15 protein-coding genes and 2 pseudogenes are annotated in these 21008 nt (G+C 62.9%); 9 read left to right on the top strand and 8 right to left on the bottom strand.

Going from position 1 to position 21008, the window contains the following annotated elements; genetic code table 11:
- Nucleotides 1–29: 29 nt before the first annotated feature.
- Both EYZ64_RS02250 and lysE read right to left on the bottom strand, forming a co-directional pair.
- Nucleotides 30–983: an alpha/beta fold hydrolase gene (locus tag EYZ64_RS02250; protein ID WP_463741047.1), complete on the bottom strand. Its 954-nt coding sequence runs from the start codon at nt 981–983 to the stop codon at nt 30–32.
- Between the two features lie 56 nt (nt 984–1039).
- Nucleotides 1040–1639 (bottom strand): L-lysine exporter, encoded by a 600-nt coding sequence (gene lysE, locus EYZ64_RS02255; protein WP_135451678.1) that lies wholly within the window; start codon nt 1637–1639, stop codon nt 1040–1042.
- 799 nt (nt 1640–2438) lie between these two features.
- Here lysE and EYZ64_RS02260 point away from each other — a divergent pair.
- From EYZ64_RS02260 to EYZ64_RS02270, 3 genes are all read left to right on the top strand, one after another.
- The gene (locus EYZ64_RS02260; RefSeq protein ID WP_286174572.1) at nt 2439–3137 is read left to right on the top strand and encodes a DUF8817 family protein; all 699 of its coding nucleotides are present in this window, start codon (nt 2439–2441) and stop codon (nt 3135–3137) included.
- A 133-nt stretch (nt 3138–3270) separates the two neighbouring features.
- A complete protein-coding gene (locus tag EYZ64_RS02265) occupies nt 3271–3510 on the top strand; it encodes a hypothetical protein (protein ID WP_135451679.1) in 240 nt (79 codons plus the stop codon).
- Between the two features lie 300 nt (nt 3511–3810).
- Complete coding sequence (locus EYZ64_RS02270; protein ID WP_135451680.1) at nt 3811–4536, top strand: class I SAM-dependent methyltransferase; 726 nt, start codon at nt 3811–3813, stop codon at nt 4534–4536.
- Between the two features lie 253 nt (nt 4537–4789).
- On the opposite strand, the gene EYZ64_RS02275 is transcribed toward EYZ64_RS02270, so the two are convergent.
- From EYZ64_RS02275 to EYZ64_RS02285, 3 genes are all read right to left on the bottom strand, one after another.
- Nucleotides 4790–7675, bottom strand: coding sequence for an MMPL/RND family transporter (locus EYZ64_RS02275; RefSeq protein WP_135451681.1), 2886 nt, complete (start codon nt 7673–7675; stop codon nt 4790–4792).
- Nucleotides 7672–8106, bottom strand: coding sequence for an MmpS family transport accessory protein (locus EYZ64_RS02280; RefSeq protein WP_135451682.1), 435 nt, complete (start codon nt 8104–8106; stop codon nt 7672–7674). The genes EYZ64_RS02275 and EYZ64_RS02280 overlap by 4 nt, the downstream gene beginning before the upstream one ends.
- A 109-nt stretch (nt 8107–8215) precedes the next feature.
- On the bottom strand, nt 8216–9226 hold the full coding sequence (locus EYZ64_RS02285; protein ID WP_135459751.1) for an NAD(P)/FAD-dependent oxidoreductase: 1011 nt from the start codon (nt 9224–9226) through the stop codon (nt 8216–8218).
- 129 nt (nt 9227–9355) lie between these two features.
- Between EYZ64_RS02285 and EYZ64_RS02290 the strand changes: the two genes are divergently transcribed.
- The 6 genes from EYZ64_RS02290 (at nt 9356) to EYZ64_RS02315 (ending at nt 16925) form a co-directional block, all read left to right on the top strand.
- Nucleotides 9356–9973 carry a helix-turn-helix domain-containing protein gene (locus EYZ64_RS02290; protein ID WP_210115447.1) on the top strand — a complete coding sequence of 206 codons (618 nt, stop codon included), beginning with the start codon at nt 9356–9358 and terminating at the stop codon, nt 9971–9973.
- 93 nt (nt 9974–10066) lie between these two features.
- Nucleotides 10067–10921, top strand: a complete 855-nt coding sequence (locus EYZ64_RS02295; protein ID WP_135451683.1) for a class I SAM-dependent methyltransferase — start codon at nt 10067–10069, stop codon at nt 10919–10921.
- 417 nt (nt 10922–11338) lie between these two features.
- Nucleotides 11339–11947 (top strand): TetR/AcrR family transcriptional regulator, encoded by a 609-nt coding sequence (locus EYZ64_RS02300; RefSeq protein ID WP_135451684.1) that lies wholly within the window; start codon nt 11339–11341, stop codon nt 11945–11947.
- Nucleotides 11948–12006: 59 nt separating this feature from the next.
- Entirely contained in the window at nt 12007–12978 is a 972-nt protein-coding gene (locus EYZ64_RS02305; RefSeq protein ID WP_135451685.1) for a DUF7064 domain-containing protein, read from the top strand.
- Nucleotides 12975–15554: a PEP/pyruvate-binding domain-containing protein gene (locus tag EYZ64_RS02310; RefSeq protein ID WP_135451686.1), complete on the top strand. Its 2580-nt coding sequence runs from the start codon at nt 12975–12977 to the stop codon at nt 15552–15554. Before EYZ64_RS02305 ends, EYZ64_RS02310 begins: the two co-directional genes overlap by 4 nt.
- Nucleotides 15555–15977: 423 nt before the next feature.
- Complete coding sequence (locus EYZ64_RS02315) at nt 15978–16925, top strand: zinc-binding dehydrogenase (RefSeq protein ID WP_210115448.1); 948 nt, start codon at nt 15978–15980, stop codon at nt 16923–16925.
- A gap of 180 nt (nt 16926–17105) precedes the next feature.
- Here EYZ64_RS02315 and EYZ64_RS02320 read toward each other — a convergent pair.
- From EYZ64_RS02320 to EYZ64_RS02330, 3 genes and pseudogenes are all read right to left on the bottom strand, one after another.
- Nucleotides 17106–18381 (bottom strand): annotated as a pseudogene (locus EYZ64_RS02320) (IS256 family transposase).
- Between the two features lie 139 nt (nt 18382–18520).
- Nucleotides 18521–19783 carry a DUF418 domain-containing protein gene (locus tag EYZ64_RS02325; protein ID WP_135451688.1) on the bottom strand — a complete coding sequence of 421 codons (1263 nt, stop codon included), beginning with the start codon at nt 19781–19783 and terminating at the stop codon, nt 18521–18523.
- Nucleotides 19784–19922: 139 nt separating this feature from the next.
- A pseudogene (locus tag EYZ64_RS02330) lies at nt 19923–20834 on the bottom strand (IS3 family transposase).
- Nucleotides 20835–21008 lie beyond the last annotated feature (174 nt).

Here is a 21008-nt window from a genome sequence, read left to right on the forward strand (position 1 = left end):
GTGACAGACACCTCGGCGGGGCAACCTGCTCAGGTGATCGACCAGAACTCCAGCAGGGTCCGGATCGTCGCCACCAGCGGCAGGGGCTGATCCAGCATGGGATGGTGACCGGCCTCGGCGAGTTCTACGAATGGGCCCCGCAGTTGCAGCATCGAGCGAATCTGGTCGGCCATCGGGGGCGGGACCACTCCGCGTTCGCAACGCAAATACCCAACCCGGCAAGGGATTCGGGCAAAGGCTTTCTCCAGGATCTCCTCATCGGCGGACGTTTCGTCGAGCAGGTGGCCGCCGAAGATGTCGGGGTCGAACTTCCACACCCACCCGTCGTCGGTCTTGCGTATCGATTCCACGGCGATGTGGTGACCGATGTAGGGCAGCGTCACGTCCTGCTTCGGCACGGCCCTGAATCGGGCCAGGATGTCTTCCTCGGATGGGTATCCGGCCGTGTCCCGGCGACGGTTGCGTAGTGGCACTTCCTCCGGTGCGCGGTCGCGCAGCGGCGAATCGATGACCAGGATGCTGTCGATCTGCGAGCCGTAGCGGGTGGCGGCCGAGGCGCCCACCCAGCCGCCCATGCTGTGACCGACGATGGTGGGCCGCGCCGAGGATCCCGAGGCTTCCGCCGCCGCGAGAACTTCCCGGGCCCAGATCGACAGCGCGTATTCGGTGCGCGTTCCGCTGTCGCCATGCCCGCTCAGATCAGGCGCGATGACCCGATGGGTGCGGGCGAAGAACGGAGCGATGTGATCCCACCAGCCGGAGTGGGCTCCACCGCCATGGACGAACGCGAGCGGGGGCTTGTCCGGGTTACCCCAGGTGCGCACATGAATCGGGCACCCGTCGACGTCGATCGTGGAGTGCTCTGGTGCCTGTCCCAGCGCGGAGGTGAACCAGGCTGGAGCGTCCGCCATGGGATGCGGCGCCGGGGGCGGTTCACGGCGGAACATGGGACTCACCTCGTAATTCTGTCGCATGCCCAGAATCCGATCGACACTCGCCCGACGAATTCTGACCGCGCTGAGGTGACGGCGACCGGTGCTCAGGACACCGCGAGGCTGACGCCGAGCGCGATCATCATCACGGCGATGACGCCATCGAGGATGCGCCAGGTCATCGGGGTGGCGAACAGTCCGGCCAGCCGTCGCGCACCCAGGCCCAGGCCGGTGAACCACACTGCGCTCGCGGCCACCGCGCCCGCACCGAAGAGCCACCGCTGCTCCCGGTGTTCGTTGGCCAGTGAGCCGAGCAGCACCACGGTGTCCAGGTACACGTGGGGGTTCAGCCAGGTCAGCGCCAGGCAGGTGACCAGTACCTCGGCCAGTCGGGCCGGGGTGCGCTCGGACGGGTTGAGGGTCGAGGGCCGGAAGGCGCGGCGTGCGGCGAGGACGCCGTAGCCGATCAGGAAGGCCGCGCCCCCGAACTTCGCCACCGTCATGGCGTCGGGATGCGCGGTGATCAGGGCGCCGACGCCGGCGATGCCCGCGGCGATCAGGATCAGGTCGGAGACGGTGCACACCGCGATCACGGCGACGATGTGCTCGCCACGGATGCCTTGACGCAACACGAAGGCGTTCTGCGCGCCGATCGCGGCGATCAACGCCATGGTGGTGAGGAATCCGACGAGGACGGGTGAAGCCATGCGTTTGAGGCTATGGACGTGCGGTGATCAAGTACAGCTAATGATTCTTCAGCTGGATTAGTAGAACTTATGGAACGGGGATCGATAGCGCGGCGTGAGTTGGCTGCTGAGGGTCATTCGCTTGCCACAGATCCGGGCTCAACTTCCGAACAGCCCCCGTCAGAACCCGTCAGCGAGTTACAGCCTCAGTGGGGTCACATGCGCGGGTGACGAGTCCGCTGCCTCCGACGTCTACCTGTTCGGCGACATTGCACAGCGTGGAGGTGGTCGGGGTATCGATGAGGATATCGTCGCCAGAGATGTAGTAAAACGGCTCGTCACCAACGAAATCAGCGACGAGCAGAGAAACGGCGGGTTCCGTGGTCACCCACGTCAAGCCGTTGGTAGAAGAACTGAAAGTCGATTCCGTGACCGATGTCGTTGAGCCCGTCGCCCTTTGATTTGATTGCCAGGAGTACCGAGCTAGTAGCGCTTCCAAGTCCGGATCGGGTGTGTAGCAGTCCTTGCACCTGATACGTTCCAGCGCCCGCGACCACCGCGATTCGTCGACGCGCGCATGTTATTCGATGGGGTAGGTGCCGTCGGAAAAGCTCACCGAGTGATGTTCTTTTGAGCCCGGCCAATTGTGTTAGGGGACTGCGGTATTCGCCGTCCTGCTCAAGTCGGTCGATCGACCGTTGACGTCGTGGTCGGCCGTGGCGGCGGCCTGTAGATAGCACTGCGCTGCCTATGACCAGGGGAAGTTGAGGTTCTCACATTCATGGGCGTGCACAGAGGTCGTTGTCTACCTTCGGGACGCATGACGGAGAAGACGATTCCAAGGCTGATGGCCCCGGCGATCGAGCCGGTGGCCGATTTCTACACAGCGCTGTGGTTCGAGATCACGTTCCAACAGGCGGCGCCATACCAATTTCTGAGTGTGAGGCGTGGAGGGATCGAGCTGAACTTCTACGGAGACAAGGAACTCGATCCGATGACTTCCGCGCATGGCTGCTTAGTCGATACCGATGACGTCGACCTGCTCTATGCGCTCTTCACAGAGGGCCTGCAGGATGCCTTCGGGGCAGTGCCCGTGCACGGGGTTCCGCGGGTCGGTGCGTTGACGGACATGAGCTACGGGGTGCGACAGTTCCTGATGATCGATCCGGGTGGGAACACGATCCAGATTGCTCAACCGATCAGCGAGGACCAGCAGCATCGGCCGTTGCCGAAGGGCTCGTTCGACCGGGCGATCCACATGGGCTCGCTGTACGCCGATGCCAAGCAGGACCTGGGTTTGGCGGTGAAAGTCCTTGACCGGGCTCTGCATCGGACCGACGAAGAGCCGACCGCGGTCCAGTTGGTGAAGCTGCTGGTGCTGCGGGCAGACGTGGCGGTCCGCCAAGGTGAGCAGGACCTGGCCCGGGAACTGCTGGCCCGCGCAAGGGCGGTCGGGGCCAGCGGACCAGAACTGGCGGACGCCCTTCGCCGGGCAACGGAGCTTGAAACCGGCCTGTAGGCAGAATCCAGGAGGCAGGTCGGCTTGTCAGCACGTCTTGCTGATTCGCGTGTACGGCATGTCTAGCGGGTACTGCCTTGCCGAATGGGCAAGGGTAGCCGTACGACGTGCACGACACTCATAGGGTGTCGGCATGACGCCGAAAGTGCCGAATCTGGTCGTTGTACCTCCGGTTGGCCGCCGCGCACACGTTGGCGCTGTCTATCCGCAGTTCGCGACCCCTGATCGCGAGACCGCTTTGCTCACTGAGCATCTCGCATCCCTGCTCGCGTGGCTGCCTGAGGAAGCGAGTGCCAGTGACATTGCGGACTTTCTGCTGCGCACCGGTGAGGGCACTTCGGTGCTGAATATCCCTTGTCTCAACGATGCGTGACCGTCGGCTCAACCGATCGACTGGCCTGCACTCGGGGCTTGCTCGGCATCGTTGCGGCGCGGTCCCCTCGCCGAGTGTTGTCGGCCGCACGTAGGGGCCGGCTCGATCGCCCGTCGCAATGCAACCAGGAGTTGCTCGCTGGGCACCTGCACGTGTTCCTGTTTTGCGTGTCTAGCAAGTAGTCCGTCTATCTCGCACTGCGTTCGTACAGTGAAACAGATTGAGTGTGAGCACTCAGCGAACCGCTGAAAGCGATCATTCGTCAACAACGAAAAACCTAACTACTGAATGGGATTGAGGATGAACGAGCGAAACGAGAAATTGTCCTCAGCTGAGACGGAAAGCCGACGGAATGAACGCGCTACCAACACCGCTCGGCGACATGGCATCGAGGTACCGGGGCTGGACCAGGAATTCTGGGAACAGCGGTGGGAATCCGCTCGCCGTACTGCGAAGGGACGGCCAGCCGTACCCAATTGGACGTTGACTGGTACTGCCGAGCAGCTGCCGCCGGGGGTAGCACTCGATGCCGGTTGCGGTGAAGGATTGGATGCCATCTGGCTGGCTAGCCACGGCTGGACGGTCAGTGCGGTTGATTTCATCGCCAGCGCACTAGAGCGTGGGCGCGTGCACGCCGAGCAGACGGGCGCCGAGGTTGCGCGTCGAATCACTTGGGAGCAAACGGATCTGAGTGTCTGGGTGCCGCCAGAGGGTGCCTTCGATCTAGTTTCGGCGCACTATTTGCACGGCATTGCGCAGCGGGAAGTTCTGTTCCGACGGCTCGCTGCGGCAGTGCGTCCGGGCGGAGCGCTGCTGATCGTGGGCCACCACCCATCCAATGCAGATTTCGCGGGCGGCCAAATGCCGGAAGCCGTGTTCTTCTCTACCGCTGACGTGATGAAGGTGCTCGACGAGAGCTGGAGTCTGGTCAGGGTGGATGACAATGTGCCGCAGCGTGAGATCACCGACCACGACGGTAGGGTTCGAACGCTCCGATCAGCGCTGGTCTGGGCGCAACGGTCATAGAACGCAATGCCGTCGACGATCGAGCGGCCTCGCACTCCGGTTCCAACAGTCGTCCCCGGGTGCGGGCCACCGATCTCGACATCTCCTTGTGCGATCCGTGTTCCGTGCAACGCGGAAGCGACCAAGCCCCAACGGATTCTCCGCCAAGGGTCTGCTAAAGGCGGTGACCTGCTCGTTAATGTCATATGTGTGAACATGATTGGCAAAAATCGACGGGGTTCAGCAGGGATCGGCACCCGTCGTCTGAGCCAACTCATTCCGCTCCCTGGCCTTGGGGTACTTCATCTAAGCTGTGCCGCCCCGCCGATCCCACGCCTACCAACTGCCTCGCTGGCCGGGCTGGTCGGGTCCGTACATTCTGTGGCCACCAGAACCAGCGACCCATTAGCGCGGCGATGGTTGGCATCATGAAGGACCGCACCACCAGGGTGTCGAAGAGTAGACCGAGGCCGATCGTGGTCCCCACCTGAGCCATTACTCGTAGATCGCTCACCGCGAATGTCATCATGGTGAAGGCGAACACCAGACCCGCTGATGTCACCACGCTGCCGGTGCCGGCCATCGACCGGATGATGCCCGTCTTCAACCCCGCCCCGCGTTCCTCCTTGAAGCGGGCCACTAGAAGTAGGTTGTAGTCCGACCCGACGGCGAGCAGGATGATCACGGACATGCCGAGGACCATCCAGTGCAACTGAAGTCCAATGATGTGTTGCCAGATGAGTACGGACAATCCGAACGAAGCAGCCAGCGAGAGCAACACCGTACCGACGATCACCAAAGCGGCCATGACTGCGCGGGTGATGATCAGCATGATGACGAAGATCAGGCAGAGGGCGGATACGGCAGCGATCATCAGGTCGTATGTGGTGCCATCTTGCATGTCCTTGTAGGTCGCCGCGGTGCCGCCGAGGTAGATCTTCGACGTTTCCATAGGTGTGCCCTTGATCGCTTCGAACGCGGCATTTTTGATCTGGGCGATGTGAGTGATGCCCTCAGGGGTTGCAGGGTCTCCCTGATGGGAGATGATGTAGCGCACTGCCTTTCCGTCTGGCGACACGAACTGTTTTAGGCCCCGCTTGAAGTCGGGATTGTCGAAGACTTCAGGGGGAAGGTAGAACGAATCGTCGATCTTGGACTTGTCGAACGCCTCACCCATCGCGTTCGTCTGATCCTGCTGATCTTGCTGGTCTTGCAGACCCTTTTGCGTGGCGTAGTTGGTCAGGATCCGGTGGCGGTTGGCTTCCTGACTGGCGATTTGGGGCGGAAGCAGGGCATTCAGCTTCGTTTGAGTGGCAGCAAGCTTGTCCAAACTGGCGGTGATAGTTCCGAACTGGTCGGAGAGTTGGCTGATGCCGTCGATGGCATCGAACACCGATCGCATGGCAGCACAGGAGGGGATGTCGAAGCAGTGAGGTTCCCAGTAGAAGTAGTTGCGCAGCGGTCGGAAGAAGTCGTCGAAGTTGGCGATCTTGTCGCGTAAACCGTTCACGATCGGAACGATGTCGCGAAAGGCGTCTGTTTGCTCATTTTGGGCTGCGGCGTTCTGCTTCTGCAGCTCCATCTGTTGTCTCAGGATGTCGATCGTCTTGGAGATGTCATCGGCCTGGGCAAGAAGGTCCGCGGTGCGCCCTTCCGAATAGGACTGGTTCAGCTGTTGGGTGACGCCCTGCATGCCGATTTGGTATGGGATTGAGGTGTGTTCGATTGGTGTGCCCAGTGGTCGTGTGATGGTCTGCACCCGCGCGATGCCGGGAAGGTGGAAGACGGCCTTGGCGATCCGGTCGACGATGAGCATGTCCGCAGAATTGCGGAGGTCATGGTCGGCTCGGAGCAGGAGCATTTCGGGATTGAGGCGGGCTTGAGAGAAGTGTCGGTCCGCCGCCGCGTAGCCCTCGTTGGCCTCGATGTCGGCAGGCAAGTAGGCGCGATCGTTGTAGCTGGTCGTGTAGGAAGGTAGAGCAAGGAGACCGATTAGGGCGACCGCAATGGACGCCACCAGAATTGGGCCCGGCCAGCGGACGACAGCGGTGCCCACCCGGCGCCAGCCGCGGGTTTTCATGGTGCGTTTAGGGTCCAGTAGGCCGAATCGGCTTGCCACGGTTAGCAGGGCGGGTGCCATGGTAAGCGCGGCCACTGTTACGACGAGCATGCCGATCGCCAAGGGCACACCCATGGTCTGGAAGTACGGCAACCGGGTGAAACTGAGGCAGAAGGTTGCTCCGGAGATCGTCAGACCCGAGCCTAGGATCACGTGAGCGGTCCCTCGGTACATGGTGTAGTACGCGGTTTCGCGGTCCTCGCCGGCTCGACGTGCTTCGTGATATCGGCCCATCAAAAAGATCGCGTAGTCGGTGCCCGCAGCGATCGCGAGCAAGGTAAGCAGGTTGACTGCGAACGTGGAGAGCCCGATCACTTCGTGATAACCCAGAAATGCCACGACGCCCCGGGTGGCCATCAGCTCAAACATCACCATGAACAGGACTAGGACCACAGTGACGATAGAGCGGTAGACAAGCAGCAACATCAACACGATGACCCCCATGGTCACTGCTGTAACCAGTTGCAGACTCTTGTCGCCCGCGTCCTGTTGGGCCGAGGCCATCGGACCCGGTCCGGTGATGAAGACCTTCAAACCGGGCGGCGGCGGAGTAGCGCCTACCACGTTCTTGACCGCCTGGACGGATTCATTGGCCAACGTCTCACCCTGGTTGCCGGCGAGGTAGAGCTGGACGTAAGTCGCCTTGCCGTCGGGGCTTTGCGCGCCCCCCGCGGTCAGCGGATCACCCCAAAAGTCCTGGACGTGCTCGACATGCGTGGTGTCGGCTTCGAGCTTCTTGATCAGGCCGTCGTAATAGCGGTGTGCTTCCTCGCCGAGTGGTTTCTCGCTCTCCAGCACGATCATCGCCGAGCTATTGGAGTCGAACTCCTCAAAGACCTTGCCCGCCAGCATCGTTGCCTGCAGCGACGGCGCGTCGTCTGGAGTCAGGGACACCGCGTGCTCCTGGCCGACGACCTCCAACTGGGGCACGACGACGTTGACAATGGCGGTTAGCGCCAGCCATCCCAGCAATACCGGCACGCAAAACACGCGAAGGAACCGAGGAATGGCCGGGTGGGCGGCAATACGGTTGTCGCTCATGCGGACTTCACCAGGCAGAAAGTCTGAGCACTTACGCCTACGGACGTGTTCTCGTCCTTAATTTCGTCGTTGACGGTGATGCGGCAGCCGATGCTGTCCCCGTCGCCCTGGGCGACGATCGTGACACTCGCCGCGGGCGCAGTGGTGCTGAGAGTGACCGACCAGGGCAGAGGGGTATCCCTCACCCTCTGCGGCTGGGCGTCTAGATCGAGATAGTTGATAGTCGCCACGGCGCCTTCCTTCCCGAAGATCTCGTATTTCACAACTTTGGGGTTGAACGGCTCGGGGTCTTCGGCGAGGCCGGCGCCGGGGCGCGTGACCTCGTTGTCGGACCCGAACATGCCGTGCATGCGATGGACCACGAATCCTGATATCGCGACGACAACCACTATGAGCAGCGGAATCCACGCACGCTTGACGAGACGAGTCACCGAATGCCTTCGCCGACGCTTGCGTAATCGGACCTGTCGATCGCGATGACTTTCCCAGTGCGAGTTCCTAGTTCGTCGACACCATCGGTCGTCGGCGGCCAGGGGAGCGTCATCTACTGTTCTCCTCCCGCCCTAAAACGGGGGGAGGGGTTCGGGACCGCACGGCAACCAGGGCCGCATTCGTGTCGGCGATGGCTAGGTCGGCGTTCATGTGCGAGGCAGCGAGGGCGCCTGCAGCCGCAGCCGCGCCGACTTGCGCAGCAAGATCAGTGGCGTTGCCGGCGACCCACACACCCGGCACATCGGTGGTTCCTGCCATTCCTGTGACCAAGCCGCGGCCCATGCCGCCCGGCAGATCCGCCATCGGCAGCCGCAAGCCATCGAGACCGTCGGTGCGGGCCTGCATCCAAGTGAGTACCGACACGACGCGTCGGGGCACGACCTGTCCGTCGGTGAGCCGCACACCCGTGATGCCCGTCTCGTCGGACCGGATCTCCGCGACCGGGGTGTCGACGACGCGGATACCGCGGGCGGCGAATCGAGCACGGGTGTCCTCGTCCAGCTCGGTGCCGCGAGTGAAGTACACGAGGTCTTCGGTCAACTGGCGGAACAGCTGCGCGTGAAGGATCGAGCCCGAACCTCCTGCCAAGACGCCGATGGGTTCATCGCGTACCTCCCACCCGTGGCAGAACGGGCAGTGCACGACGCCCTTGCCCCAATGCGGGGCCAGTCCGGGGATGTCGGGGAGTTTGTCTCGCAGTCCGGTGGCGACCAGCACGCGGCGCGCCTGCACGGATCGACTGTCGGAGAGCGTGATGGTGAAGCGCGGATCTCCCTCCGCTGAGGGCGCATCCGGGGCGGCGGAGGTTACCTCGCCGGCTACGACTCGCCCGCCGTAGCGCCGCACTTCCTCGCGGCCGCGGCGCAGCAGTTCCGCCGGCGGTGTGCCGTCCAGGCCGAGCAGGGCGTGCACGCCCTCGGCGGGTGCATTGCGGGGAGTGCCGCAGTCGATCACGATGACCGAGCGGCGCAAGCGGGCCAGCATCAATGCGCCACTAAGGCCTGCGGCCCCGCCGCCGATCACCACGGCGTCAACCACATCACCCGGCAGCAGGTCCATCACTCTGTCGGCAGTTGTCACAGGCGTCGTCCCACCCTTTTTCTCGTGTTAGTTGGGGTCCAGACCGGTCGCCGGTCGGTATGTGATGAGCGTAGGCACGCCTTGCCATATCGACATATGATCATGCCTATGACGCAAGAAAGTGGTGATCTGGACAGCCTGGTGCGCAAACGCATTCGCGCTCTGCGTGTTGCGCAGGGTTGGTCCTTGGATGAGTTGGCCACCCGGGCACGACTTAGTCCGTCGTCGCTTAGTCGCATCGAGACGGGCTCACGACGCCTCGCCCTGGACCAACTTGTCACGATCGCTCGAGCCCTGGACACTTCGCTGGACCAGTTGGTCGAAACCGAGGCCGACGACGTGATCTCTCACCCGACGGTCGATGCGGCCCACGGGGTAATGCGGTGGCCGATCAAGGCGAATTCCGGCATGACCGTGGTACGCATGCGCATGACGAACCCGCCCCCGGAGAATCCCGCACGCATGCGTGCTCACCCGGGGCAAGAGTGGCTCGTTGTCCTGTCCGGCACCGCGGTGCTGATGCTCGGCCACCGTCGTTTACGGGTGGAAACCAACGAGGCCGCCGAGTTTCCCACCATGCTGCCGCACGCGATCGGCGCCGAGGGTGGACCGTGTGAGATCTTGGGCATCTTCGACCGCGACGCCCGCCGGGCGCACCAATCCGATAAGGAGACGACCGCAGGGAACAACGGCCAGGGTGATCGGATCGCCCGCTTGTATTCCTGACTACTTGCGCATCTGTCGGCTCGAGCAACCTTCGCCTTGCCGGCCGCGCAAGACGTGGTGCATGAAGCGCATGCCTCGACTTACCGTCGACGCATGACGTTATCCGCGCATGACCGCGGCGCTCACGGCGCAGATCGGTGTGGGGTCCAGGACCAGGCGGAAATCCTCGACCTCGACGCGGAACTACTCGCCGAGCACACCGCATCCATCACCGCTTTGCTGCCCGTCAACGTGTGCCCTCACCAGATCCTGGATTTGGGCTGCGGGACAGGCGCGGGCACCTTCGCCCTGCTCGCACGTTTCCCTGAGGCGCACGTGACCGCCGTAGACTCCGCGGTCAGTCACCTGCGGCGCGTGCGAGAAAGGGCCTGCGAAGCTGGAGTGGCCGACCGCGTAAGCACCGTTCAGGCCGATCTCAACGCGACATGGCCGAACCTCGGCGAACCGGACTTGGTGTGGGCGTCGGCCGCCCTGCACCACATGGCCGATCCCGACGACACTTTGCGCCGGGTCCATGACACTCTCGCCCCCGGCGGACTCCTCGCCGTTGTCGAACTCGCCGGCTTCCCCCGGTTTCTGCCCGATGATGCCCCAATGGGCCAGCCTGGCCTAGAGACGCGCTGCCACAGCGCGATTGACCGCCGCCACGCCGGCCAATTACCCCACCGGGGTGCCGACTGGGGGCCCAGGCTCACCGCTGCCGGATTCACCGTCGAAGTTGAACGCACGATCACCGTCAACATCGAGCACTCCCGATCCGAGGCGGTAGGCCGCTACGCACTCCACAGTCTCCGCGGTATGCGCAGGGCCGCGGCCGACGCGCTCTCGGTCGATGACCTCATTGCGATGGATCAGCTGCTCGACATCGAAGGCCCACACAGCATCCTGGGTCGCGATGACCTTGCAGTACGCACTGAGCGCGCCGTGTGGGTCGCACGCCGCACGTGAGCGCCGAGGAGCGCTTGCTCACCCGGCAGAGCCGCACTGCCGCCACAAGTTGTCCACCGGATACAACGTGTGTGTTCTGCGTAGTGGCGAGCCGAAAATGATGCCGTGCGCCCGAATCCCGAAGTCCTCCTTTATGACTGTCGGCCGTCGGATCGCTTGACGTGGCGCCGACTAAAGGAATTCGCCGAGGTGACGCTGTATCGGTGGCGAGACCATGCTCCGCAAAACCGGGATTCAAGATCTGCAACGGAAATGGACAAGCCTCTGCGACACGGTCAAAGTAGCCACGCGTGTCTTGTCAATGTTCGCTGCATCTCGACGGCGGCGAGGTCTCATCACCGTTCCGTGAGGCCGGCCACGGCTGCTGATTCGTGAGCTAGCGCAAATAAGGTTCTGGCAGGGCAATACGCTGGCGTCATGGCGCGCCCCAAGATCATCGCTGAAGTTGACCTGCTCGACCGATTGTTGGATGCGTTCGCCGATCTGGGCTACGAGGGAACCAGCCTGCGTGAGCTTTGCCGCCATCTGGGTATCAGTCACAATCTGATCCACCGGCGGTACTCCTCGAAAGAGGCGGCGTGGGAAGCGGCCGTCGACCACGGCTTTATGCAGCTGTCTAGCGCCCTGGCCGCCTCCGGTCTGCGTCCCGAGCAGGAACCGCTGGACCAGTTACGACGTGTGATGCGCAGCTATGCACGCATCACACTTGAGCGGCCGGCCCTGGCGCGGATCATCCAGCAGGAGAGCTCCCACCCGGGCCCGCGCTTCGACTACATGGTGGAGCGCTACATCGCGCCGACCCGAGCCCTTAGCTCGGCGTTGTTGGCGCAACTGCAGGACAGTGGAGTCATGCGGGCCGGTGCTATCGGCACTGTCTACTTCTTCCTCACCACCTGGGGAATCGGGGGATTGGCGAGCGTCCCCGAGGATCTGCGCGGATCAAAGAGCAACTCGCAAGCGGCGTTGAAGCTGGCCTATCTAACCGTGGACGTCATCATCGACGGCCTTCGTAAACCCCGAGATTAAGTTGACAGTTGTCACCAAATTGCTATGGTGACAACTGTCAACTAATAAAGGGGTGGCTGGTGATCGCAGCGGCTGACGAACAGCTCCATGCGCCGGGACCGGAGTCGGCCTGGCAGGAGAGTTATTACTTCAACTGGGCAGACTTGGAGGGCCGCTACTTCGGGCTGGCCCGCATCGGGTTCAACCCACACGCCGGCCGCGTCGACGGTGCGCTGTTCACGGTCCGTGACGGCAGGCTCGAATACCTCTACCCGGGTGTCGGTCTGCCGTACGACGCCCAGGCTACGCATTCAGCAGAATTCGGCATCAGGGCGGGCGCGCTGTCCTTCTCGATGCGAGAACCCTTGAAGCGGTGGAATATTCACCTGTCAGGGCGCAACGAGATCGATCTCACCTGGACAGCGCTGTCCGCACCATACGACTACCACGACGGTCCGACGACGTACGGATCGGCGGCCGGCGAGCCGGTGGCGGCCAACCATTTCGAACAGCCCGGCACGGTGACCGGTCGTATCCGTGTGGGTGCCGCACAGTACGACATCGAGGGGTTCGGTCAACGTGACAAATCCTGGGGTGTCCGCGAATGGGGTGCCATCACCGGCTGGGAGTGGGTGACCGCCTCCTTCGGGCCGCATTTCGGGTTCAACGCGACACTGCTGCACGGGACCACCGCCACGCCGACCGGATTCGTACATCGGGGCGGCGTGAACCGGCCGCTGACCGCGGTGCAGGTCGACTACGAATGGACTCGCATCCCGCAGGTGCCGCGGGCCGCGCGGCTAGTCCTCACCGACGTCGACGGTGAAACCTACGTCGTGCGGGCCTCCGCCTTGGCGCAGGTCCCATTAGCCAAGCAGGGATTGCTGATCCAGGAAACCCCGGCACGATTCGAAACCTCGATCGACGGTGTCCGGCACGCCGGCGTCGGCGTCATGGAACACGCCTGGCATGCCGGCTGGCGCGGAACGCTGCAGCGCATACCCGATCTCGCACCGGTGTTGGCGAATGCCCTGAAGGGGAAGGTCAGATGATCAAACGATTGACGTCCAGCAGTGATGCGCCTATCGATCAGGTCGGAGGGAAAGCTGCCGGATTGGTTCGGCTGCTGAGCGCCGGGCTGACCGTGCCTGAGGCATGGGTGATCCCGGCGACGGCGTCCCAAAATATGGCGACCCGCAAGCAGTGTTTAGAAGAAATAGAACAGTGGTGGGACGCGACCACTGCCGTGCACCCCGACGCAGTGTGGGCGATTCGCAGCTCCGCAGTCGCTGAGGATCTCGAGGACGCGTCCTTCGCCGGTGTATACGAAACGAAGCTCGGCGTAGCAAGTCTCAAAGAGATGCGCGCGGCGATTCGCCACTGCTGGCAAGCGCACGAGTCCAGCCGCGCCGACGTGTATCGCGGTGAACGCCAGATCGGTTCAGAGGGCGGTATTGCACTTGTGGTGCAACGGATGGTTCGGCCACGGGTTGCCGGTGTGCTGCTGACGGCCAACCCGCAGCGCCCATTTGCCGATGAGATCGTGATCGATGCCGCTTGGGGCCTCGGCGAGTCGATCGTCTCGGGCAAAGTCGATCCCGACCACTATGTCTTGGAACGCTCGACGGGGCACATACGGTCCACACGCATTGCGACCAAAACCCTCGAATCTGTGTATGACACCCACCTGCACGATCGCGAGGTCGAGCCCGAACGCCAATGCCAATCCACGCTCAACGAGACCGATCTGGCAGCACTCTACGAAATCGCCCGGCGTGTCGAGAAAGGGATCGGCGAGGCGCGCGATCTCGAGTGGGCTATCGAGGACGGCCGCGTGTACTCACTGCAGGATCGCGCCATTACCAATCTGCCCAAGGCCGAGCCGGACAATGTGTGGTCGCGAAAGTGGGGCGATGAGTACAAGTCCGAGTACGCGTTGCCGCTGTCAGCGGCACTGACCGCTCGATGGATGAACATTCCCATGTTCATCGAGATGCCACTCATGCAAGGCAGAAACGACATCGTCAACCTCGAACCGTTCAAACTCGTCAACGGGTACATGTATATGAACGGGCAGTATGCCGCGGCAATGGCACGTGCCTTCCCAAAAGCGATGCGCGAACAACTCTTTGGCAGTCTCTTCACGCCGATGTGGATGGCCCGCATCAACGCCGAACCTTGGAAACCGCTACTGGCCGCCGGCTACGCCTTGGCTCCATACCGAGACCATGGACGTGGATCAGCTCAGGCCAACCTGCAGGCGATGCAACAGCATTGTGCGACGATCGACACTCATATCGTCCCCAAGCTGCGCCAAGACTACTCAGCACTAAGTCTCACCGAATGGCGCAGGCAAGTCGACGAAGTCGATACGTTGGCCGAACAACACTTCCGTATCATTCGATGGGGCATGGCTTTTCACAATCATCTCCTGCACGGCCTATTGGTTAGCTTGCTTTCCTCTCAAGCCGACGACGACGGGCAGCTCTACACTGCCCTGATCAGCGGTCTGCCAGGTACGTACACGGCTCGTATCAACACCGAGATCTGGGAACTCGCCATGCAGGCGCGCAGCGACCCGCAATTGTTGAGCGCCCTCCGCAACCAACAGACGTGGGCGCAAATCCAGGACTCATTTCAAGCAGCTCCGTTTGTTGGCACCTTCCAGACATTCCTACTCAATCACGGCCACCGCTCTTCCAGTCGAGAGATTGCCTCACCACGATGGAGTGACGAGCCTGAAGGCGTCCTAGGATTGATCCGCGCGCAAATCTCCGGCGACACCGCACCAACAGATCCACGTCTGGCCGAGCAGCAGGCCGAGGCGCGCCGCACAGAGGCGTTCGAGACGGCGGTCGCGCGGATCAAATGCAAACCGGTTGGATCACTCCGCGTGAAGATTCTGAAATGGGTGTGCCAGCGCACGCAAACCTTCACCGTCTACCGGGAAAACCAGCGCTACTATCTCGACTACCTCATCGCCCATCTCCGTGCACTGGTCCTCGAACAAGCCCGTCGCTTGGCTGATCGAGGACTCCTGGACAGTGCCGACGATGTTTTCTTGCTCCTGGGTGAGGAGTTCTTTTCCGCAGTAGCTACAGAGGCAGGGGACGCAGATCCTATCGACCGAACGGACCTGGAAGTGCGTCGGCGCAACTACCTGACCTACCGGAGTCGAATGTCCGCGACGTACCTGTTCGATGACATCGAGACCGAAGGAGAGGTCGCCGAGGGTGACGCGGTCTCTAGTAGTGATGGCAGCGGAATCAGCGGAATCGGTGTGTCCAGAGGTGTCGCACGCGGTCGAACACGCTGCATCGCTGAGATGTCCCACCTTGCCGACATCACCGCTGGTGACGTGCTCATCGCGAAGACCATTGACCCGGGTTGGACCTCTGTGTTCCCGCTGTTAGCTGGCCTGATCACTGAGACCGGCGGCACGCTCAGTCACGGAGCAATCCTCGCCCGTGAGTACGGCATCCCAACCGTCACCGCCGTACCCAGTGCGATGACGCTACTGCCTACGGGCACAGCGGTCGAGATCGACGGCAGCTCGGGTCTGGTCCAGATCATCTCCGAGGAATCCGCACAAGACGGCGCAGGAGTGCAAAACGCCATGAACGCCTGAGCGTCCGAGCACACTCACTTTCGCTGATCGGCGCCGCACGTCGGACTGACTGTGATCGCGCGATCGCGAGACATTCTCGACCTGGCACCTGAAGGGTGCTGTTGGGGCTTCCGAAGTTGCAATGTCACCGCGGCTGACTGGGATCCGCCTATCGGTGTGAGATCTGACGTTCGGTGACTGCAGAAGAGCGGCGCTCCACCAACTGAGTCACGGGGGGAGAGGTCGACGGTGCCGGTGACGTCGGGCCGCCGTCCGCGCCCACGCCGGCGAGAAGCCCCAGCAGCGTCGACTGCCTGACGTCGTTTAGTTGTCGGGGCAAGTGGACAACGAACTCCATGTCCCAGGGAGAGATGGCTCTATTGCGGTGTCTGGAATGTGGCTGATGCTGCGCTGGTTGACTTTCAGCGAAGACGACAGGAACGAATGAGGGAGATCAACGTGCTGGCATGGACGACGAGCAGAGGACCACTTGGTGGGCTGCTTCTGCGCGAGGTGGATGAGCCCGCGCCGTTGCCGGACGAACTGGTTGTGCGCGTTGAGGCGTTCGCGCCTAACCCTGGGGACCTCGTCGCGCTGACTGCGGCGCCGCCGGGTTCGATACCGGGGTGGGACGGCAGTGGGATTGTCCTGCAGTCCGCCGCCGACGGGCATGGGCCGAGCGTTGGTGAACGCGTCGTGTTTCTTGGGCTGGCCGCCCGGGGCTGGGCGCAACGGCGGGCAGTGCCTCATGCAATGACTGCCGTGGCTCCCGCCGACGCTCCATGGGAGCAGCTTGCGACCTTGCCGGTGCCGGCGACGAGCGCGTTGCGCGCCGTGCGGCGGTTCGGCTCGCTCCTCGGGAGACGCCTACTCATTGTCGGTGCCACTAGCGCGGTTGGTCGGTTTGCCGTGCAGCTCGCGGTGCGTTCAGGAGCCGTTGTCATCGCCGTGGCACGCGACCGGTCGCAACATACGGAACTCCGTCGCCTCGGCGCGCACGAAACCCACACGACCCTGGCCTCAGTCAATGCGGGGGTGTACGGCGCGATTGACATGATCGGCGGACAGCACCTTGTCCAGACCTATGCGCTGCTCGATCGCGGGGGAACGGTCATCGCCCTCGGACACGCTGCCGGAGCCGATGAACGCTTCCCCTTTGGCGCCTTCGTAGCGGACCCCGCGACATCCGACCGAGCGATCACGAGCTTCTTTCTCGGTTCGGAACCCGAACTGGCCAAGGAGATGGCATACCTTGCAGCGGACCGCGAACTTCAGTTCGGCGAGCTAATTGTCAAGCCTTGGACCGAGTTGGCCGCCTGGATCGCAGCAGGCGCACCACGACCTTCGGGGCGGACAGTGTTCTCCGTTGAGCACGATGATCGTATTCGCTGAACGACGGCAGTAGTCGGACCCGGCGCCCACACCGCCTCCGAGTGAAGCGGAAACTGTTTCCGGCTCACCTCTGACCGACTGCAGCTCTGCCACGCGGAACACCTGGAGTGCCGTTCCACGACGATCCGCGTGCCGCGCCGGGCGGGGCTATCGCGTTAATGGTGTTTCCGGCGGTTTCTATTAGTAGGTTTCGGCTGCCGGGAATCGGTCGCCGAACGTGATCGCGAACGCGTTGAGCGCTGGCTTCCACCGCATCATCCATCGTGCCCTGCCCACCCCGGTCGGGTCCAGGGAACGCGTCACCAGATACAGACACTTCATCGCGGCCTGCTCTGAGGGAAAGTGCCCGCGGGCCTTGATCGCACGGCGGAAGCGCGCGTTGAGGGACTCGATCGCATTCGTCGAACAGATGACCCGCCGGATCTTCACGTCGTAGTCCAAGAACGGAATGAACTCCGCACAGGCTTTGTCCCACAACCGGATCACCGCCGGATGCCGCTGCCCCCATTTCTCGGTCAGATCGTCGAACGCCGCACGGGCCGCCGCGGCATTGACCGGTATAGATCGGTTTCACATCCCGCTTGATCTCATCCCAATACTTGCGGTAGGTGACCCGAAACGTGTTGCGGATCAAATGAATAATGCAGGTCTGCACGATCGCCTGCGGCCACACGTTGTCGACCACCTCGGGCAATCCTGTGAGGCCGTCACAGACCACGAAGAACGTGTCTTTGACGCCCGGTTGCGCAGATCGGTGAGCACACTCATCCAGAACTTCGCGCCCTCCCCGCCGGTGCCGGCCCACAACCCCAGGATGTCGCGCTCACCGGCCAGGGTGACCCCGATCGCGGCGTATAACGGTCGGTTGGCGACCTGGCCGTCGCGGACCATCACCGGAGATCGCGTCGATGAAGATGGCCGCGTAAGTCTCATCAATGGGCCGCGCAGCCCAATCGTTCATCTCCTCGATCACCTTGTCGGTGATCCGGCTGATCGTCTCCTTGGGCACCGAGGCGCCGTAGATCTCGGCGAAGTGCGCCGAAATCTCCCCGGTGGTCAGCCCTTTGGCGCACAGCGACAAAGCGACCTCATCAACACCGGTGAGCCGGCGTTGACGCTTCTTGACGATCTGCGGCTCGAACGTCGACTCACGATCACGCGGCACATCGATCTCGACGGTGCCAGTGGTATCGGTCAACACCGTCTTGGCGCGGGTGCCGTTACGGATGTTGCCCGTCCCTGCCTCGGGCGGGTCGTGTTTCTCATAGCCCAGGTGCTCAGTCATTTCTTCGCTGAGCGCGGTCTCGAGCACCGTCTTGGTCAGCTGTTTAAGCAGCCCGTCCGGACCGGTCAGCGACAGCCCCTGTTCCTGAGCCAGCCGCACCAACTCCAGCGCAGCCTGCTGCTCAGCAGAAGGCTCCGACTTCTTCTTCGCCACATCATCCAGTGTCGTCATCACGGCACCTTCCTCGCCGAGCATCCTCAGCGTGTCAGGCCAGAAACACCGATAAATCCACAGTCCCCCGAAGACCAGAGGTGGCGATGCAGCATTGGGTGTGCGACGCACCAGGAGCAGACCCACTCACTATGCCCGGCTACGGGGCCAGCGTGGGTTTGGGGTAGGCGAGTTTTCGGAGGAGCCATTCTGCGGGGCCGCGCCGGCCCGCTAGTTCCAGCCTGGTCGCGAGGAACACGCTCAGGCCCCAGACAGCTATTGCGTAGAGGGCCGCGGACCAGCTGGAGAGGTGGCTGCCGAGGCCGAGGCCCCATGCGGCGAGGACGGGGGAGAAGGCTACTGATTGGAACATGTAGCCACTCATCGATCGTTTTCCTAGTGCCTGTACGGCCCACGGGAACGACCCTGCGCGTTGTCGATCGCGGTGGTTCTCGAGGTGGACGGCGATCAGGCCGAACATCGCTACGTAGCCGAGTCCGCCGAAGAGTCCGCCAAGTGTGTGCAGGGGCAATAGGATCCAGTTGTCTTCGCGGCTGATCCCGAGGGCGTCGAGGTTGAGGAGCGCGAGGGGTAGCGCGGTCACTACGCCGACGGTGATGCCGATCCACCCGACGCGCCTGAGGAGGGCGACGTGATTCCGCGGTTGGTCGAGGATCTTGTGGCGCGCGGCGAGCATGCCGAGGAGGATTGTGGGGAGGATGATGAATCCGAACAGTGCCGCGGGGAGGATGTAGACGGCCCAGCCTTCGATCCGGGCCAGGACGGCGTCGAGGTATCCGGTGGTTTCGTTGATTCGTTCGGGGCCTGCGGCTGCGCCGGTGCCTGTGCTGGGCGGTGCCGAGAATCCGAGGAGTCCGGCGGTGAGTGATCCGATGGTCAGCAGTGTGGGGATCACCAGGAAGATGCCGATCCAGATTTTCAGGGTGCGGTCCGGGCGGTCGAGGAAGAGCCAGACCAGGAGCAGACCGGCGATGCCGTAGGCGCCGATGATGTCGCCGAACCACAGCAGCGCGGCGTGGACGAAGCCGAAGGCGATCATCCACCAGTGGCGCCGGCGGAGGACCCTACGGGCGTCCTTGGGGTCGGTGCCGGAGGCGAGTTGCCGGGTGTACATCTGGACGATGCCGTAGCCGAAGAGGAAGGCGAACATCGGGTAGACGCGGCTGTCGATACCGACGATTGCCAGGGTTTGCGCAACTCGGTCTGCCCACGACCCTTCCGCGGAGTGTGCCGCGACGCCGTGTGGACGGTGGAGGATGAAGTAGGGCACGTTCGCCACTGCGATGAGGACAAGCATGAGGCCGCGGGCGAAGTCGGGTGCGATACTGCGCTTGGCCCGCACCGATGCCGGTGCTGCGACTGCATGTCCGAGAGGCCCCGAGGACGGAGGTTCTGCGTTCATGCGGGGAAAGGTAGAGCGTGCCCTTGGGGCACGGTCAAGCGCGATAGGCGATTGCTCTCACGGTTATCGCTGCGGGTTGACTGTTGCCCCAAGGGCATCGTTTCTACTGGTGAGAGGGGCCCATTTGGTGGTCCAGTCGCTATGCGGCGTGGGGTTGGTGGGTCGTGGTCCACTGTAGAGCGAACTCGGCTGGGGTGAGCTCTCCGTGGGCGGAGTGAGGTCGGTTGGCGTTGTAATCGCGGCGCCAGTCTTCGATGATCACGCGGGCCTCGCGCAGCGAGTCGAAGCGCCATGCGTTGAGCAGTTCATCACGCAGGCGGCCGTTGAACGATTCGTTCCAGGCGTTCTGCCACAGTGAGCCGGGATCGATGAAAAGTGATCCGGCACTGTTGAATTGGCGCCAATCACTGACGGCGTGGGCCACGAATTCGGGACCGTTGTCGAAGCGGACGTAGTGCGGCGTTCCGTGTTGGGCGGCGAGGCGGTCCAAAGACATCGATGACGCCGTCGGCGTCGATGGACCGATCAATGTGGATCGCGAGGGCTTCGCGGGTGTACTCGTCGATGACGTTGATCATCTTGATGGTGCGGCTATCGGCGGTGGTGTCGAACTGAAAGTCCATCGCCCAGATCACGTTCGGGCGGATCGGTGACATCGCGCCGACGGCGACACCGATACCGGTCAGCCGCTTCTTGCGGCGGCGTTGCGATACCCCGAACCGCTCGCGCAGCACCTCGACAGCGCGGCGCTTGCGGTTCGGGGTCAGAAGTTTCCCGCCGAGATGTCCTTGAGCATGTCGATGTCGAGGGCCTGGTTGGCCACCAGCTTCTTCAGGCGGGCGTTCTCGGCCTCGAGTTCTTTGAGCCGTTTAGCCTCGTTGGCCTTCATGCCGCCGTACTGAGCCAGCCAGCGATGCCAGGTCGACTCGGCGATCTCCAGGTGCCGGCACACCTCGGCCAGCTCCTGCCCTGAGGCCGGGAGTTTGTTGCCCTCGGCGAGCTTGCGGGTGATCTGGTCCGGCGTGTGCCGCCGGCGCTTGTTCGATGCCACGTCGTTGTCGATTCTTCCTTGCCTGCAGACCGGGCATCAGAGTCCCACAACGGCTGGACCACTACGACGGGCTCACCTCACCCAGCGATGCAGTGTCTGTGCCGCGCATGGGTTCCCGGGATACTCAATCGGTCTATGGAATACGTAGTGCCCAGTGGCATTTTCGTCGTCCGA

Source organism: Mycobacterium sp. DL99 (assembly GCF_004762045.1).
In the GTDB taxonomy this organism is placed as follows: Bacteria; Actinomycetota; Actinomycetes; order Mycobacteriales; family Mycobacteriaceae; genus Mycobacterium.

Bases quoted from the DNA above. Each gene is read 5' to 3' on its own strand.
- EYZ64_RS02290 (WP_210115447.1), top strand. From the start codon at position 9,356: ATGACGCAAGAAAGTGGTGATCTGGACAGCCTGGTGCGCAAACGCATT.
- EYZ64_RS02275 (WP_135451681.1), bottom strand. From the start codon at position 7,675: ATGAGCGACAACCGTATTGCCGCCCACCCGGCCATTCCTCGGTTCCTT.
- EYZ64_RS02315 (WP_210115448.1), top strand. From the start codon at position 15,978: ATGAGGGAGATCAACGTGCTGGCATGGACGACGAGCAGAGGACCACTT.
- EYZ64_RS02325 (WP_135451688.1), bottom strand. From the start codon at position 19,783: ATGAACGCAGAACCTCCGTCCTCGGGGCCTCTCGGACATGCAGTCGCA.
- EYZ64_RS02265 (WP_135451679.1), top strand. From the start codon at position 3,271: ATGACGCCGAAAGTGCCGAATCTGGTCGTTGTACCTCCGGTTGGCCGC.
- EYZ64_RS02295 (WP_135451683.1), top strand. From the start codon at position 10,067: ATGACGTTATCCGCGCATGACCGCGGCGCTCACGGCGCAGATCGGTGT.
- EYZ64_RS02310 (WP_135451686.1), top strand. From the start codon at position 12,975: ATGATCAAACGATTGACGTCCAGCAGTGATGCGCCTATCGATCAGGTC.
- EYZ64_RS02285 (WP_135459751.1), bottom strand. From the start codon at position 9,226: ATGGACCTGCTGCCGGGTGATGTGGTTGACGCCGTGGTGATCGGCGGC.
- EYZ64_RS02260 (WP_286174572.1), top strand. From the start codon at position 2,439: ATGACGGAGAAGACGATTCCAAGGCTGATGGCCCCGGCGATCGAGCCG.
- EYZ64_RS02300 (WP_135451684.1), top strand. From the start codon at position 11,339: ATGGCGCGCCCCAAGATCATCGCTGAAGTTGACCTGCTCGACCGATTG.
- lysE (WP_135451678.1), bottom strand. From the start codon at position 1,639: ATGGCTTCACCCGTCCTCGTCGGATTCCTCACCACCATGGCGTTGATC.
- EYZ64_RS02270 (WP_135451680.1), top strand. From the start codon at position 3,811: ATGAACGAGCGAAACGAGAAATTGTCCTCAGCTGAGACGGAAAGCCGA.